This is a genomic window from Streptomyces spiroverticillatus (genome assembly GCA_014650415.1).
Classification (GTDB): domain Bacteria; phylum Actinomycetota; class Actinomycetes; order Streptomycetales; family Streptomycetaceae; genus Streptomyces; species Streptomyces spiroverticillatus.
In genome coordinates this window covers 69,156-84,596 of the sequence record BMUX01000009.1, presented here as the reverse complement: position 1 = coordinate 84,596, position 15,441 = coordinate 69,156, and the positions used below count along the sequence as shown (strand labels likewise).

Genomic DNA, 15,441 nt, shown 5'->3' with positions numbered 1-15,441 from the left:
CCGAAGTCCCCGCCGTCGCGAACGACAGCGGGGACTTCGGGAAAACCGGAAAGCGAATGCCTCGGCAGATGCCTCAGGCGGCCGAGGACGACCCCGTGGAGGAGCTCGACGAAGACGCGGACGACGAAGACGACGTGGTCGACGACGATGCCGCGGGCTTCGAGTCCGAGCTCGACGAGGACGACGACGAAGCGGTCTTCGAGGACGAGGCCGGCGTGCTGCTCGACGAGGAGCCGCGGCTGTCGTTCCGGTAGAAACCGGAGCCCTTGAAGACGATGCCGACCGCGGAGAAGACCTTCTTCAGGCGTCCCTTGCAGGCCGGGCACTCGGTCAGTGCGTCATCGGTGAACTTCTGCACTGCCTCAAGGCCTTCGCCGCATGCGGTGCACTGGTACTGGTAGGTCGGCACTTGCTCCTCCTGGCACTCTCACTCGATGAGTGCTAACGACGGTCCATAGTGACGTATTCCGCTGGATCAGTCCACCGTGACCGGCACGCGGTGACCCACACCACGTGCCGCCACCCGCCCCGACGACTGCGGCAACAGGCGCGAGCGCAGCACCACGAGCACCACCAGGGCGAGCACCGTGCCGCCCAGCGGCACCAGGAATCCGGCGCCGGAGTCATGCGCGTCGGTCAGCCGCCCGGCCACCGTCACCGCCATGGCCTGCCCGAACGCGACCGCACCCGTCAGCCAGGTGAACGCCTCAGTGCGCGCGGTGGCGGGCACCAGCGTCTCGACCATGGTGTAGCCGGTGATCAGCGCCGGCGCGATGCACAGGCCGACCAGCAGCCCCAGCCCCGCCAGCAGCGGCACGGAGTGCACCGCCCACAGACCGGAGGCGAACAGCGTCAGGCCGATGTACCCGGCGATCAGACGGCGGCGCGGCCCGATCTTCCAGGCGATGGTGCCGCAGACGATGCCCGCCAGCATGTTGCCGCCCGCGAAGATCCCGTACAGCAGTCCGTTGATACCCGGGTTGCCCGCCTCCTGCGCGAAGGCGGTCAGCGAGACCTGCATGCCGCCGAAGACGGAGCCGATGCCCAGGAACGCCACCGCGAGCACCCGCACACCGGGGATGGAGAGCGCGGAGACGTGCTTGACCTTCGCCTCACCGGCGCGACGGCTCGGCTCCGGCTGCGTCCGGCGCTGGGCGGCGAAGAACAGGCCGCCCGCCAGGGTGAGCGTCGCCTCGGCGATCAGCCCCGCCGCCGGATGCACACCGGTGCACAAAGCGGTCGCCAGCACCGGACCCACCACGAAGGTGAACTCGTCCGTCACCGACTCGAAGGCCGCGGCCGTCGACATCAGCGGCGAACCCTCCAGCTTCGCCGCCCAGCGTGCCCGCACCATCGGCCCCACCTGCGGAACCGAAGCACCTGCGGGGACGGCAGCGACGAAGAGCGCCCACAGGGGCGCGTCGGCGAGCGCAAGCGCGGTCAGGGCGCTCACGGACGCCGCGTGCACCAGTACGCCGGGCAGGAGCACCGCACGCTGCCCGAAGCGGTCCGCGAGCTTGCCGCTCTGCGGCGCGAACAGCGCCATCGAGACACCAGTGACGGCGGCCACGATGCCCGCGCTGCCGTAGGAGCCGGTCGTGTGCTGCACCAGCAGCACGATGCCGATGGTCAGCATCGCGAAGGGCTGCCGGGCCAGGAACCCGGGAATCAGGAACGTCCAGGCCCCGGGCGTACGCAGCAGTTGTCCGTACCCGGGGCGCTTGTCGGTCTTCGTGGCGTCGGTCGTGACCGTGTTCGTCACGGCCCTTGCCTTTCTGCCGCCTGGTAGCGCATCCCTTTGCGCGTACGTCGTACGCGGGCACGCAGTGCGTGCGGAAGCCGCCGAGAGCTGTCCTCTTGCGCAGGACCGGCGGTAGATACCAGGCGCCCCTTGTGATGGGGACAGGCCGCCGTGCGGTCGCGCCAGCCCTGCGTCAGGCAGAGTTGGTCGATCAATTCACCTTCATGCTACAGGGGCTTTTGCTCCGTCGTCCTTGCTTTCGCTGTCACCGGGTCCTGCGGCATCCCCGTCACGGGCTTCGCCGCCGTCCCCGCCGTCGGCGCGGGTGGCTTTCCTGTCACCTGTCGTGACGCCTTCCCTGTTGCCGGCCGTGGTGCCGGCTCGCCACCAGTGCCCAGCCAGTCCGCCAGCTTGCCGCCCTGGCCGACCGCCCGCAGTCGCCGCTCAGCGGCATCCCGTACCGGATCGGTGGCCACCACCAGCAGCTCGTCGCCACGTCGCAGCACCGTCGTGGGCAGCGGTACGAAGCTGGTGCCGTCCCGCACCACCAGGGTGACGGCGGCACCCGGCGGCAGGCGCAGTTCCGCCACCTCGACCCCGTGCATCCGGGACTTCTCCGGGATGGCCACCGACAGCAGGTGACCGCGCAGCCGCTCCAGCGGTGCGGACTCGATGCCGAGGTCGGCGGTCTCCGCGCCGTCGCCGAGGTTCAGTCGTCGCGCCACCCACGGCAGCGTCGGCCCCTGCACCAGCGTGTAGACGACGACCAGCACGAAGACGATGTTGAAGATCTGGTCGCTACCCTCGACGCCGCCCACCATCGGAATGGTCGCCAGCACGATGGGCACCGCCCCGCGCAGCCCCGCCCACGACAGCAGCACCTGCTCGCGCATGGACGTACCGAAGGGCAGCAGGCTGATGAGTACGGAAGCGGGGCGGGCCACCATCGTCAGGACCAGGCCGACGATGACCGCGGGCCAGATGTCGTCCAGCAGCTCGTGCGGGGTGACCAGCAGGCCCAGCAGGACGAACATGCCGATCTGGGCGATCCAGCCGAGCCCGTCGGCGAAACCGCGGGTGGCCGGCCAGTGCGGAAGTTTGCTGTTACCCATGATCATCGCGGCCAGGTAGACCGCGAGGAAGCCACTGCCGTGTGCCATGGCGCCCGCCGCGTACGCGGTGACCGCGATGGCCATCACCGCGATCGGGTACAGGCCGGAGGCGGGCAGTGCCACGCTGCGCAGACCGAGCGAACCGAGCCAGCCGACCGCGAGACCGATGGCCGCGCCGATCGCCAGCTCCAGGGCTATCTCGCCCACCAGGACATACCAGTGGTCGACGGGGCCGGCCGTGGAGAACGCCACGACCAGGATGACCACCGGGGCGTCGTTGAAGCCCGACTCGGCCTCCAGTACGCCCGTCAGACGCGCAGGCAGCGGCACCTTGCGCAGTACCGAGAAGACCGCCGCCGCGTCCGTCGAGGACACCACCGCGCCGATGATCAGCGCCTGCCGCCAGTCGAGGCCCACCAGATAGTGCGCACCGGCCGCGGTGATCCCCACGCTCACCGCGACGCCGAGTGTCGACATGACGACTGCCGACGGCAACGCGGGTTTGATCTCCTTCCACTTCGTGCCCAGGCCGCCCTCGGCCAGGATCACGACCAGTGCGGCGTAGCCGATCACCTGCGTCAGCTCGGCGTTGTCGAACGCGACGTTGCCGATGCCGTCCTGGCCCAGCGCGATACCGATCCCGAGGTAGATCAGCAGGCTGGGGAGCCCGCTGCGCGAGGACAGCCGCACCGCCGCGACGGCGACGAGCAGCACGACCGCGCAGATGAGCAGGAGTTCATTGAGCTGGTGGACAGTCAGGGGCCGGTCCTTTCCTGGGGCCAGCCGGATCGTTCCTCCAGCGGCAGGGCATACGGGCGAGGTAGTTTCATTACCTTACCTAATCTTTGACGCCTCCTTAACGCGTTTCCTCAACTGCCTCGAACAGTGCTTCAGGAGACCGAGTCCGGAGCGGTACGGGGCTGCGCCTATGGTTGCTCCAGCACTCCAGGACCACCCTGCCCCTCTAAGGACAGCGATGCCCGCCACCCCCACCGCCCCTTCCGCTGCTCCCGCAGGCAAGAAAAAGAAGAGGGGGCGCGCCCGCCTGCTCGTCATCGTGCTGGTGCTGGCGATCGTCGCGGGCGTCGGTTACGGCACGTACTGGAGCGTCAGCACCGTACGGGCCTCGTTCCCTCAAGCCAGTGGTGAGCTGACGCTCGAAGGGCTGACGCAGCCCGTCGACGTCAAGCGCGACGCCAACGGCATCCCGCAGATCTACGCCTCCACGGACGCCGACCTCTTCCGCGCCCAGGGCTACGTCCAGGCGCAGGACCGCTTCTGGGAGATGGACGTCCGCCGTCACATGACGTCGGGCCGCCTCTCCGAGATGTTCGGTTCGGGACAGGTCGAGACGGACGCCTTCCTGCGCACCCTCGGCTGGCGCCAGGTGGCACAGGAGGAGTACGACAAGAAGCTGTCGCCGGAGACGAAGAAGCACCTCCAGGCGTACGCGGCGGGCGTCAACGAGTACCTGAAGGGGCGCTCCAGCAAGGACGTTTCCGTGGAGTACGCGGCCCTCGGCTTCACCACGGACTACACCATCGAGGAGTGGACCCCGGTCGACTCGGTGGCCTGGCTCAAGGCGATGGCCTGGGACCTGCGCGGCAACATGCAGGACGAGATCGACCGCTCGCTGATGACCAGCCGCCTGGACAAGAAGCAGATCGACGAGCTGTACCCGAAGTACCCCTTCGACCGGCACAAGCCGATCGTCGAGGAGAACCTCGCCAAGGGCGGCTCGTCGAACACCGGCCTCGGCACCGGCGCCCGCGGCGCATCCGGTACGGGTACGGGTACGGGCACCGGCACCGGAAGCACGGGAACGGGCACCAGCGCCGGCGGCAGCGCAGGCCGCAACGCCGGCACCGGTGCCGGCAACACCAGCACCGGTAACACCGGAACCGGCAACGGCACCGGCACGAACGCCAACACCGGCGTCGGCTCCACCCAGGGCCTCCAGACCCAGCTCTCCCGCATCTCCGCCAACCTCGACAAGATCCCGGCGCTGCTCGGCCCCAACGGCAACGGCATCGGCTCGAACTCCTGGGTGGTCGCCGGCTCGAAGACCACCACCGGCAAGCCGCTGCTCGCCAACGACCCGCACCTGGCCCCCCAGATGCCGTCCCTCTGGTACCAGATGGGCCTGCACTGCCGCGAGATCTCCTCGCAGTGCCAGTACGACACCGCGGGCTACACGTTCTCCGGCATGCCCGGTGTGGTCATCGGCCACAACCAGGACATCGCCTGGGGCATGACCAACCTGGGCGCCGACGTCTCGGACCTCTATCTGGAGAAGGTCGGCCCCAACAACACGTACCTCTACGACAACAAGGAAGTCCCCTTCAAGACCCGCGTGGAGACCATCAAGGTCGCAGGCGGCGGCAGCAAGAAGATCACCGTCCGCTCCACCCAGAACGGCCCCCTGATCTCCGACCGCAACTCCGAGATGGAGTCGGTCGGCCAGAAGGCGCCCGTCACCAACGCCGCCCCCGACCGCGGCAACGGCTACGCGATCGCTCTGAGGTGGACCGCCCTCGACGCCGGCAAGTCCATGGACGCCGTCTTCGAGATGAACCGCGCCAAGAACTTCAAGGACTTCCAGGGTGCCGCCCGCCACTTCGAGGTGCCGTCGCAGAACCTCATCTACGCCGACACCGCGGGCAACATCGGCTACCAGGCCCCGGGCACCATCCCGATCCGCCGGACCGGCCACGACGGCCGCATGCCGGTCGCCGGCTGGGACTCCAAGAACAACTGGCAGGGCTACATCCCGCAGTCCCAGATGCCGTACGAGTACAACCCCAAGCGCGGCTACATCGTCACCGCCAACCAGGCCGTCGTCGACTCCCGCAAGTCGGACCTCAAGCTCACCGAGGACTGGGGCTACGGCGCCCGCTCGCAGCGCATCAACGACCTGATCGAGTCCAAGACCAAGGACGGCGGCAAGATCAGCACCGATGACATGCGCACCATGCAGATGGACAACAGCAGCGAGATCGCCAAGCTGCTGACCCCCTACCTGCTGAAGATCGACATCGACGACGACCAGGTCCGCGAGGCGCAGAAGCTCCTGGAGGGCTGGGACTACACCCAGGAGTCCGACTCCGCGGCCGCCGCCTACTTCAACGGCGTCTGGCGCAACATCCTCAAGCTGGCCTTCGGCAACAAGATGCCCAAGGAACTGCGCGTCAAGGGCCAGTGCCTGTACGTGCGCTCCGCCGACGGCCCTGTCGACGACCTCGCCAAGCCCACCCGCGAGTGCGGCGAGCGCGACGCGGACTCCGCGCAGCCCGACGGCGGCGACCGCTGGTTCGAGGTCGTACGCAACCTCGTCAAGGACGAGAAGAACGACTGGTGGTCCTCGCCGGCCTCCCGCACCGACAAGGCCACCACGACCCGCGACGAGCTGTTCGCGCGGGCCATGGAGGACGCCCGCTGGGAGCTCACCGCCAAGCTGGGCAAGAACATCAAGACCTGGAACTGGGGCCGCCTGCACCAGCTCACCCTGAAGAACCAGACGCTGGGCACCGAGGGCCCCGGCTTCATCCAGCACCTGCTCAACCGCGGCCCCTGGAACCTGGGCGGCGGCGAGGCGGCCGTCAACGCCACCGGCTGGAACGCGGCGGGCGGCTACGAGGTCGTCTGGGTGCCGTCCATGCGCATGGTCGTCAACCTCAGTGACCTCGACAAGTCCCGCTGGATCAACCTGACCGGCGCCTCCGGCCACGCCTATCACAGTAATTACAGTGACCAGACGGAGAAGTGGGCCAAGGGCGAACTGCTCGACTGGTCGTTCACCAAGGCGGCCGTCGACAAGTCGACCACCGAGACCCTGGTCCTCAAGCCGGGCCCGCCCGGCTAGCCACCCATCGGCGGACGAGCGCCGAAGCGCTGGACACCTTCCGGCGTCACCACCGCGTGCACGGGGTGGTCGTGGGGTTCCACCGGAACCTCCGCGACCACCTCGTTCGCGTACAGCAGCACCACCAGGTGCGCCGCGCCCCCCTTCAGCCGCGCCAGCACCCTGTCGTACGACCCGCCGCCGCGCCCCATCCGCATCCCCCGCGCATCCACCGCCAGCCCCGGCAGCAGCACCGCGTCCGCCTCCCGTACGGCGTCCACGCCCAGTCGGCGCCCCGAGGGTTCCAGGAGCCCGCGCCCGGCCCGTACGAGCCCCTGCGCACCCTCGTACGCCCCCCAGTCCAGGTCGTTGTCGGGCATCAGCACCGGCAGCAGAACGCGCACCCCGCGCGCGTGCAGCGCGTCCAGCAGTGCACGGGTGCCGGGTTCACGGCCGACCGACACGTACGCGGCGACCGTCCCCGCACCCGCCAGCTCCGGCAGCTCCAGCGCCCGCCGGGCAAGAACCGCGGCCGCCCCCGCTGCGTCCTCCTGGGACAACAGCCTCCTGTGCTCCAGGAGTTCACCCCGCAGCACCCGCTTCTGTGCGGCCAGGCCGGTCATCTCCTCGGCGTCCACGGTCACTTCACCTTCACAATTCGCTCGTACGGCAACAAAAAGGCTGGAACCCGACCTTCTGTGAGGGGCCAGCCGATATCGTTCCGCGCATGACTCAGGCTCACCCCAGGATCAGTAAGGCTGTCATCCCGGCAGCGGGTCTCGGCACCCGCTTCCTGCCGGCCACCAAGGCGACGCCCAAGGAGATGCTCCCGGTCGTCGACAAGCCCGCCATCCAGTACGTGGTCGAGGAGGCCGCAGCGGCCGGCCTGTCCGACGTCCTGATGGTCACCGGCCGCAACAAGCGCCCGCTCGAGGACCACTTCGACCGCAACTACGAGCTGGAGTCCGCCCTCACCAAGAAGGGCGACGCGGGCCGTCTGGCCAAGGTCCAGGAGTCCAGCGACCTCGCGACCATGCACTACGTGCGCCAGGGCGACCCCAAGGGTCTCGGCCACGCCGTCCTGTGCGCGGCCCCGCACGTCGGAGAAGAGCCCTTCGCCGTCCTCCTCGGCGACGACCTCATCGACCCCCGCGACCCCCTCCTCTCGCGCATGGTCGAGATCCAGGAGCAGCACGGCGGCAGCGTCATCGCGCTCATGGAGGTCGATCCCGAGCACATCCAGATGTACGGGTGCGCCGCCGCCGAGCCCACCGCCGACGGCGACGTCGTGAAGGTCACCGGCCTGGTCGAGAAGCCGTCCCCCGCCGAGGCCCCCAGCAACCTGGCGATCATCGGCCGGTACGTCCTGGACCCGGCGGTCTTCGGGATACTGCGCGAGACCGAGCCGGGCCGCGGCGGCGAGATCCAGCTCACTGACGCCCTGCAGAAACTCGCCGCCGACGAGAAGGTCGGCGGCCCCGTCCACGGCGTCGTCTTCAAGGGTCGGCGCTATGACACCGGGGACCGCGGAGACTATCTTCGGGCGATTGTCAGACTCGCGTGCGAACGTGAGGACCTGGGCCCGGACTTCAAGACCTGGCTTCGCAGTTACGTCCACGAGGAGATGTAGCACGTGAGCACCACCGAAGCACCGCCCGCCACCGCCGACGGCGAGGGCGGCCCCGACCGCGTCTGGTCGGTGGACGAGCACCTGGACGACGTCCTGGGCGCGATCCGCCCGTTGGAGCCCATCGAGCTCCAACTCCCCGACGCCCAGGGCTGCGTCCTCGTCGAGGACGTCACCGTCCCGGTCTCGCTGCCGCCCTTCGACAACAGTTCGATGGACGGGTACGCGGTCCGGGTCGCCGACGTCGCGGACGCGAGCACGGAGTTCCCCGCAGTGCTCACCGTGATCGGCGACGTGGCGGCGGGCTCCGGTGGTGCCGAGATCACCGTCGGCCCCGGCGAGGCCGCCCGCATCATGACCGGCGCCCCGCTGCCCCCGGGCGCCGAGGCGGTCGTCCCCGTCGAGTGGACCGACGGCGGCAGCGGCGAAGGCCCCGCCACCGCCTTCCGCTCCGCAGGCGCCAACCCCGGCGACTCCTCCGGCGAGGTCCGCGTGCACCGCCCCGCCACCGCCCGCGCGCACGTCCGCGCCGCCGGCAGCGACGTCAAGGCCGGCGACAACGCCCTCGAAGCCGGTACGGTCCTGGGCCCGCCCCAGCTCGGACTCCTCGCCGCGATCGGCCGGGCCACCGTCCTGGTCCGCCCGCGCCCCCGCGTCGTCGTCCTGTCCACCGGCTCCGAGCTGGTCCAGCCCGGCGAGGAACTGGGCCCCGGCCAGATCTACGACTCCAACAGCTTCGCCCTCACCGCCGCCGCCCGCGACGCCGGAGCCATCGCCTACCGCGTCGGCGCCGTCACCGACGACGCCGCCGAGCTGCGCGACACCATCGACGACCAGCTGGTCCGCGCCGACCTCCTGGTCACCACCGGTGGCGTCAGCGTCGGCGCGTACGACGTCGTCAAGGAAGCCCTCTCGCACACCTCCGACGAGGACGAACCGGGCAGCGGTGTCGACTTCCGCAAGCTCGCCATGCAGCCCGGCAAACCCCAGGGCTTCGGCTCGATCGGCCCCGACCACACCCCGCTGCTCGCCCTGCCGGGCAACCCGGTCTCTTCGTACGTCTCCTTCGAGCTGTTCGTACGCCCCGCGATCCGCGCCCTGATGGGCCTGGAGGACGTCCACCGCCCGGTCGTCCACGCCACCCTCAAGGCGGACAAGGCACTCGAATCCCCGTCCGGGAAGCGCCAGTTCCTGCGGGGTGCGTACGACGCGGCCACCGGCACCGTCACCCCTGTGGGCGGCTCCGGCTCCCACCTGGTCGCCGCCCTCGCCCACGCGGACTGCCTGCTGGTCGTCCCCGAGGACACCACGTCCCTGGCCCCCGGAAGCGAGGTGGACGTGGTCCTGCTCACGCGCTGAGGGGCCCGTGGCGGTACGGTGTCTGCCGCTGCGCCGAGGCAACGGCCGAAGGCAACGACTGCCGGGCCGCGACGGACCGGCGCCCGATCGCGAGGCGGATTGATGAGTACGCAAGGCAGCCTGACCCACATCGACGAGGCCGGCGCGGCCCGGATGGTGGACGTCTCCGAGAAGAACGTCACCCACCGCACCGCCCGCGCCAGCGGCCGCGTGCTCGTCGCCCCGCGCGTGATCGAACTCCTCCGCGGCGAGGGCGTCCCCAAGGGCGACGCCCTCGCCACCGCCCGCATCGCGGGCATCATGGGCGCCAAGCGCACCCCCGACCTGATCCCGCTCTGCCACCCACTGGCCGTCTCCGGCGTCAAGGTCGAGCTGACCGTCGCCGACGACGCCGTGGAGATCCACGCCACCGTGAAGACCACCGACCGTACGGGCGTCGAGATGGAGGCCCTCACGGCCGTCACCGTCGCCGCCCTCACCGTGATCGACATGGTGAAGGCCGTCGACAAGGGCGCGGTCATCACGGACGTACGGGTCGAGGAGAAGACCGGCGGCAAGTCCGGCGACTGGACCCGCGCATGAACACACAGCTCAGGGCCACCGACCTCGCCCCCGACGCCCCCGCCGACACCGAGGCCGACCGTCACTCCGAGGCGCACGCCCACCCCGACGCCGTACCCGGACCCGTCTCCGAACCCGGCTACCAGTCGCAGGTGCCCGGCGAGCCGATGTACGCGGGCCCCGACGTCCGCCCCTACCGCGCGCTCGTCGTCACCGCCTCCAACCGCGCCTCCGCCGGGGTGTACGCCGACAAGGGCGGCCCGATGGTCGCCGCAGGTCTGACCCGTATGGGATTCACCGTCACCGGACCCGAAGTCGTTCCCGACGGCGACCCCGTCGAGGCGGCCCTGCGCGACGGCGTGCTGCTGGCGTACGACGTCATCGTCACCACCGGCGGCACCGGCATCTCGCCCACCGACCGCACCCCCGACGCCACCCGCCGGGTCGTCGACTACGAGATCCCGGGCATCCCCGAGGCCATCCGAGCCGAGGGCCGCCCGCACGTGCCCACCGCGTCGCTCTCCCGGGGCCTGGCCGGAGTCGCGGGCGGCACCACCCTGATCGTCAACCTGCCGGGCTCCACCGGCGGCGTCCGCGACGGCCTCGCGGTCCTCGACCGCATCCTGCTGCACGCCGTCGACCAGCTGCGCGGCGGCGACCACCCGAGAGCCGCCGGTACCCCCGGGGGGATCAACTGAACACCGCCGCCTGGCCCGTGGAACTCAAGGACGGGGACGTGGTCCTGCGTCCCATAAAACTGCGCGACCAGCGGGCCTGGCGCGAGGTCAACCGACGCAACCGGGACTGGCTGCGCCCCTGGGAGGCGACCATCCCGCCGCCCACGCCGAGCGGTCCGGTCGCGCATCGTCCGACGTACCGTCAAATGGTGCGCCACCTGCGGGCGGAGGCGAACGCGGGGCGGATGCTGCCGTTCGTTATCGAGTACCGGGGGCAGCTCGTCGGTCAGCTGACGGTCGCCGGCATCACCTGGGGCTCCATGTGCTCGGGGCACGTCGGTTACTGGGTCGACCGGGACGTCGCCGGGCGCGGCGTGATGCCGACCGCCGTCGCGCTCGTCGTCGACCACTGCTTCCGCACCGTCGGGCTGCACCGCATGGAGGTGTGCATCCGCCCCGAGAACGGGCCCAGCCGCCGCGTGGTGGAAAAGCTCGGCTTCCGCGAGGAGGGGCTGCGGCCGCGCTATCTGCACATCGACGGCGCCTGGCGCGACCACCTCGTCTTCGCCCTGACCTCGGAAGAGGTTCCCGAGGGGGTCCTCGGCCGCTGGCGGCGCCGCTCTGCCTCGCAAAAATAAAACAAATGCTCGAATTTGATCGAGGCTGCCACCCCGCGCGTCAAAAAAGTTCGGAATATCAGACAGATACGCCCGACACACCGGCCCAATTGGCGGATGCCCCCCTCCGGGCCCCTCTACGGTGTGGGGTGTGAGCAGCAGCGGCCTGATCTACGCAGTCATCGTCGGGGCCTGGGCCGCCTACTTGGTGCCGATGTGGCTCCGCAGGCAGGACGAACTCAACGAGGCTCGTCCGACGGAACGCTTCAGCACCGCCATCCGACTGCTGTCGGGACGCGCGGCCATGGAGCGCCGGTACGCCAAGGAGCTCCAGCAGCGCGACGGCGGCGCGGCCGGCACCGAAGGCGCACAGCCCAGCGACCCCGACGCCCCGTCCGACGCGGACCCGGTGACCGACTCGGTCGACGTCCGCGCCTTCGCCGCACCCTCCTCCAGGGCCGAACGCAAGGCGCAGCAGCGGGCCGAGCGCGCGGAAACCCACCGCGAGGAGGCCCCGCACGAGGAACCGGCCCCCCGTGAGCCGGTGCGCGAGAGGGAGCGCCCCCGCCCCGCCAAGCCGTCCCCGGCCGCGCTCGAACGGGCCCGCCGTTCCAAGGTCCTGGCCCGCCGCCGGCGCACCACGGTCCTGCTCTTCGCCGCCTTCACGCTCGGCGCGATCGTCGCCGCCGTCGGCGGCCTGCGCTACCTGTGGGCCCCCGGCATCCCGGCCGTCCTCCTCAGCGCGTACATCGTGCACCTGCGCGGCCAGGAGAAGCGCCGCTTCGCCTTTACCATGGACCGCCGCCGGGCCGAACTCGCCGCCCAGCGCCTGCGCGAGCAGCGCACCCAGCAGATCCACCGCCCGGCACCCTCCCCGGACCACCCCCAGCGCCACCACGCGTACCAGGGCCACCAGGGACACCAGCCGCACGCGCGCACCCCCCACTCCCACTCCCACGGTGAGCCGGACGACCGCCCGGAGCCCGCCCCCGCGCCCGCCGTCTCCCCCCAGGAGGCCGGCCGCCGCGCCCTGGTGGAGCAGACCGACCACGCCGAGTGGGTCGACCAGCAGCGCGAACGCGAGCGCGGTGCCGCCCGCGGCGAGAGCTGGGAGCCCGTCCCGGTCCCGCTCCCGACGTACGTCACCGCCCCCGTCGCCCCGCGCGCCACCGGAGAACTGGACCTGGGCGCCCCCGGCACCTGGAGTTCCGCCCGCTCCAGCACCGCCGACCCGGCAGCCGCCCCGGCCGAGGACGACAGACCTGCGCAGGGCGCCCGCCGCCCCCAGCCGGGCCGCCGCTCCCGCGAGCGCGGTCGCACCCCGCTCTTCGACCAGTACGACGAGGACGACCGCCCTCGCGCCGCCAACGAGTGATCGGCCCGGGCGGACCCGTCGCAGGTGGGGGGCCCGGGAGGGGGCGAGGAACGGATTACCGAGCACCCCGGAAGAGGTGCTAGAGTTCATCTCGTTGCAAGGGCCTGTGGCGCAGTCTGGTAGCGCACCTCGTTCGCATCGAGGGGGTCTGGGGTTCAAATCCCCACAGGTCCACAACAACAAGAAAGATCCCGTCCGGTCGGAAGACCGGGCGGGATCTTTCGTATGTGCGCCGTGTGCAAGGGGTGTTGGGGCCGGTCGCTGTGACCGGCCCCTTTTGCGTGTGAGGCGGATTACACCAGCGGCTTGGTGAAGCAGCGGCTCTCGTCGGTGTGGCGGTAGAGGCCGAAGCGGTCGGTCAGGGGGACGGCCGTGTAGCCGGTGGAGAGGTAGAGGGCGACGGCCTCGGGCTGTTCGGTGCCGGTCTCCAGCACCATGCGGGTGCGGCCGGCGGCGAGCGCGTCGGCCTCAAGAAGGGCGAGCATGCGGCGGGCGAGCGCCTTGCCGCGGGCGGCGGGGACGACGTACATGCGCTTGAGTTCGGCGTCGCCGTCGGCGTAGTTCTCCTCGCCCGCCTGCTGGGTGCGCCAGCCGCCGGTGGCGACGGGGAAGCCCTCGTCGTCGTACGCGATCAGGTAGAGGCCCTGCGGGGGCGTGAACATCGCAGGGTCGAGCGGAGTGAGGTCGCCCTCGCCGTAGCGCTCGGCGTATTCGAGCTGCACGTCGGCGTTGAGCTTCACGGCGTCGGGGTGGTCGTAGGCGACGGGGCGGAATTCCATGCGTACGAGCGTACGAGCGCGAGGGAAAGGTGCGGAGGGTCGGTAGGGTTTTTGGATGCTCACTGTGACCAGCGTGAATGTGAATGGCCTGCGGGCCGCCGCCAAGAAGGGCTTCGTGCCGTGGCTGGCGGAGACCGGTGCCGACGTGGTGTGCCTCCAGGAGGTACGGGCCGAGGCCGACCAGCTGCCGGAGGACGTGCGGGCGCCCGAGGGCTGGCACGTGGTGCTCGCGCCCGCGCAGGCCAAGGGGCGGGCCGGGGTCGCGGTGTACTCGCGGCAGGAGCCGGAGCGGGTGCAGATCGGCTTCGGGAGCGAGGAGTTCGACGCGAGCGGGCGGTACGTCGAGATCGACCTGCCGGGGGTGACGGTCGCGAGCCTGTACCTGCCGTCGGGGGAGGTCGAGACGGAGAAGCAGGACGAGAAGTATCGCTTTATGGACGAATTCATGCTCTACCTGGTCGCGCTGAAGGCGCGGGCGGCGGCGGACGGGCGTGAGGTCGTGGTGTGCGGCGACTGGAACATCGCGCACCAGGAGGCCGACCTGAAGAACTGGAAGGCGAACCGCAAGTCCTCCGGGTTCCTGCCGGAGGAGCGGGAGTGGCTCGGGCGGGTCTTCGAGGAGGCCGGGTACGTCGACGTCGTACGCAAGCTGCATCCGGATGTCGAGGGGCCGTACTCGTGGTGGTCGTATCGCGGACGTGCGTTCGACAATGACACGGGATGGCGCATCGACTACCAGGTGGTGACGCCCGGGCTGGCCGACCGTGCGGTCAAGGGCTGGGTGGAGCGGGCCGCCACGCACGGGGAGCGGTGGAGCGACCACGCGCCGGTGACGGTGACGTACGAGAAGTAGTTCGCCCGGCCCCCGCGGTGTTCGCGGGGGCCTACGTCGTCTGCGGGCGGGACGTGGGCAGGTGACGGTCGAGGGCCATGGAGAGTTCGGCCTCGACCACACTCTTGGCCAGGGGGCGCAGGCGTTGGGGGTCGGCGTCGTGGGTGGTGAGCAGGGCGACGAAGATCTGTGCGAGTACGTCGGCGTGCTCGCGCACCTGGAGGCCAGCGGCCATCACCTCGGAGAGCGGGACGCCCTCGCGGACGAGTGCCGCCGACGCGTCCAGCAGGCGGCGGCTGATGTGGACGATCTCGTCGCCGTCGACGGTGAGGTAGCCGAGTGACATGGCGGAGGCGAGGTTCCCGGGGGTGACCTCGCCCTCGAAGTAGTCGGCGAGGTTCTCCGGGGTGAGGCGGACCGGGGTCTCCTCGGTGGGCTCCGGCGGGGTGCCGAGGGCCAGCAGGTCGCCCATGTCGCGGCCGCTGTCGAAGGTGGAGGCCAGGTCGGCGATGCCGGTGAGGGTGTGGCCGCGCTCCAGGAGGGCGGCGACGGTGCGCAGGCGGGCCAGGTGGTGGTCGTTGTACCAGGCGATGCGGCCCTCGCGGCGGGGTGGGCCGATGAGCTTGCGTTCGCGGTAGAAGCGCAGGGTGCGGACGGGGATGCCGGCCGCCTCCGCCAGTTCTTCCATGCGGTATTCGCGGTACGGGCGTGCCTCGGCGGCCTGCGTGCCGTCGGGCTTCTCGGGCTGCGCGTCGTCGCGTGCGCCGCCCTGGTCGGGGGATTCCGGTGCCTGTTCCACTGCCTCGTCCACGCCGGGAAGCCTATGTCGTACCCCGGGTAACTTTCCTCGGTCCTACCCCTACCGATCAGTACGGCACTGCTCTACGCTCCCCATCATGCCAGTGATTGCTGGCAGAGTC

The 15,441-nt window shown here is 70.5% G+C and carries 14 protein-coding genes and 1 tRNA gene; 9 read left to right on the top strand and 6 right to left on the bottom strand.

The features are described from left to right. Positions 1–73: 73 nt before the first annotated feature. The 3 genes from IE269_RS23805 to IE269_RS23795 form a co-directional block, all read right to left on the bottom strand. Positions 74–409, bottom strand: coding sequence for an FmdB family zinc ribbon protein (locus tag IE269_RS23805; protein ID WP_189825150.1), 336 nt, complete (start codon positions 407–409; stop codon positions 74–76). 66 nt (positions 410–475) lie between these two features. Then, positions 476–1,762, bottom strand: coding sequence for an MFS transporter (locus tag IE269_RS23800; RefSeq protein ID WP_189825149.1), 1,287 nt, complete (start codon positions 1,760–1,762; stop codon positions 476–478). A gap of 206 nt (positions 1,763–1,968) precedes the next feature. After that, positions 1,969–3,567: a potassium/proton antiporter gene (locus tag IE269_RS23795; protein ID WP_229898173.1), complete on the bottom strand. Its 1,599-nt coding sequence runs from the start codon at positions 3,565–3,567 to the stop codon at positions 1,969–1,971. 262 nt (positions 3,568–3,829) lie between these two features. On the opposite strand from IE269_RS23795, the gene IE269_RS23790 reads away from it, so the two are divergent. Further along, positions 3,830–6,715, top strand: coding sequence for a penicillin acylase family protein (locus IE269_RS23790; RefSeq protein ID WP_189825148.1), 2,886 nt, complete (start codon positions 3,830–3,832; stop codon positions 6,713–6,715). On the opposite strand, the gene IE269_RS23785 is transcribed toward IE269_RS23790, so the two are convergent. Next, complete coding sequence (locus tag IE269_RS23785; RefSeq protein ID WP_189825394.1) at positions 6,712–7,317, bottom strand: 5-formyltetrahydrofolate cyclo-ligase; 606 nt, start codon at positions 7,315–7,317, stop codon at positions 6,712–6,714. The genes IE269_RS23790 and IE269_RS23785 overlap by 4 nt on opposite strands. 104 nt (positions 7,318–7,421) lie before the next feature. Between IE269_RS23785 and galU the strand changes: the two genes are divergently transcribed. The 7 genes from galU (at position 7,422) to IE269_RS23750 (ending at position 13,084) form a co-directional block, all read left to right on the top strand. Next, positions 7,422–8,324: a UTP--glucose-1-phosphate uridylyltransferase GalU gene (gene galU / locus IE269_RS23780; RefSeq protein WP_189825147.1), complete on the top strand. Its 903-nt coding sequence runs from the start codon at positions 7,422–7,424 to the stop codon at positions 8,322–8,324. Between the two features lie 3 nt (positions 8,325–8,327). Further along, positions 8,328–9,680: a molybdotransferase-like divisome protein Glp gene (glp, locus tag IE269_RS23775; RefSeq protein ID WP_189825146.1), complete on the top strand. Its 1,353-nt coding sequence runs from the start codon at positions 8,328–8,330 to the stop codon at positions 9,678–9,680. A gap of 102 nt (positions 9,681–9,782) precedes the next feature. Continuing rightward, positions 9,783–10,262 carry a cyclic pyranopterin monophosphate synthase MoaC gene (moaC, locus tag IE269_RS23770; protein ID WP_189825145.1) on the top strand — a complete coding sequence of 160 codons (480 nt, stop codon included), beginning with the start codon at positions 9,783–9,785 and terminating at the stop codon, positions 10,260–10,262. A 146-nt stretch (positions 10,263–10,408) separates the two neighbouring features. Next, on the top strand, positions 10,409–10,939 hold the full coding sequence (locus tag IE269_RS23765; protein WP_189825393.1) for a MogA/MoaB family molybdenum cofactor biosynthesis protein: 531 nt from the start codon (positions 10,409–10,411) through the stop codon (positions 10,937–10,939). A gap of 17 nt (positions 10,940–10,956) precedes the next feature. Then, entirely contained in the window at positions 10,957–11,556 is a 600-nt protein-coding gene (locus IE269_RS23760; RefSeq protein WP_189825144.1) for a GNAT family N-acetyltransferase, read from the top strand. A gap of 130 nt (positions 11,557–11,686) precedes the next feature. Continuing rightward, complete coding sequence (locus IE269_RS23755) at positions 11,687–12,910, top strand: gephyrin-like molybdotransferase receptor GlpR (protein ID WP_189825143.1); 1,224 nt, start codon at positions 11,687–11,689, stop codon at positions 12,908–12,910. 100 nt (positions 12,911–13,010) lie between these two features. Beyond that, positions 13,011–13,084, top strand: a tRNA-Ala gene (locus IE269_RS23750). 119 nt (positions 13,085–13,203) lie between these two features. Here IE269_RS23750 and IE269_RS23745 read toward each other — a convergent pair. Continuing rightward, complete coding sequence (locus IE269_RS23745) at positions 13,204–13,689, bottom strand: GNAT family N-acetyltransferase (RefSeq protein WP_189825142.1); 486 nt, start codon at positions 13,687–13,689, stop codon at positions 13,204–13,206. Between the two features lie 55 nt (positions 13,690–13,744). On the opposite strand from IE269_RS23745, the gene IE269_RS23740 reads away from it, so the two are divergent. Next, a complete protein-coding gene (locus tag IE269_RS23740; RefSeq protein WP_189825141.1) occupies positions 13,745–14,542 on the top strand; it encodes an exodeoxyribonuclease III in 798 nt (265 codons plus the stop codon). Positions 14,543–14,573: 31 nt separating this feature from the next. On the opposite strand, the gene IE269_RS23735 is transcribed toward IE269_RS23740, so the two are convergent. Next, complete coding sequence (locus IE269_RS23735) at positions 14,574–15,209, bottom strand: MerR family transcriptional regulator (protein WP_189825392.1); 636 nt, start codon at positions 15,207–15,209, stop codon at positions 14,574–14,576. Positions 15,210–15,441 lie beyond the last annotated feature (232 nt).

Coding starts and splice junctions, on each gene's coding strand:
- moaC (WP_189825145.1), top strand. CDS start 9,783: ATGAGTACGCAAGGCAGCCTGACCCACATCGACGAGGCCGGCGCGGCC.
- IE269_RS23740 (WP_189825141.1), top strand. CDS start 13,745: ATGCTCACTGTGACCAGCGTGAATGTGAATGGCCTGCGGGCCGCCGCC.
- IE269_RS23790 (WP_189825148.1), top strand. CDS start 3,830: ATGCCCGCCACCCCCACCGCCCCTTCCGCTGCTCCCGCAGGCAAGAAA.
- IE269_RS23785 (WP_189825394.1), bottom strand. CDS start 7,317: ATGACCGGCCTGGCCGCACAGAAGCGGGTGCTGCGGGGTGAACTCCTG.
- galU (WP_189825147.1), top strand. CDS start 7,422: ATGACTCAGGCTCACCCCAGGATCAGTAAGGCTGTCATCCCGGCAGCG.
- IE269_RS23735 (WP_189825392.1), bottom strand. CDS start 15,209: ATGGAAGAACTGGCGGAGGCGGCCGGCATCCCCGTCCGCACCCTGCGC.
- IE269_RS23765 (WP_189825393.1), top strand. CDS start 10,409: ATGTACGCGGGCCCCGACGTCCGCCCCTACCGCGCGCTCGTCGTCACC.
- IE269_RS23745 (WP_189825142.1), bottom strand. CDS start 13,689: ATGGAATTCCGCCCCGTCGCCTACGACCACCCCGACGCCGTGAAGCTC.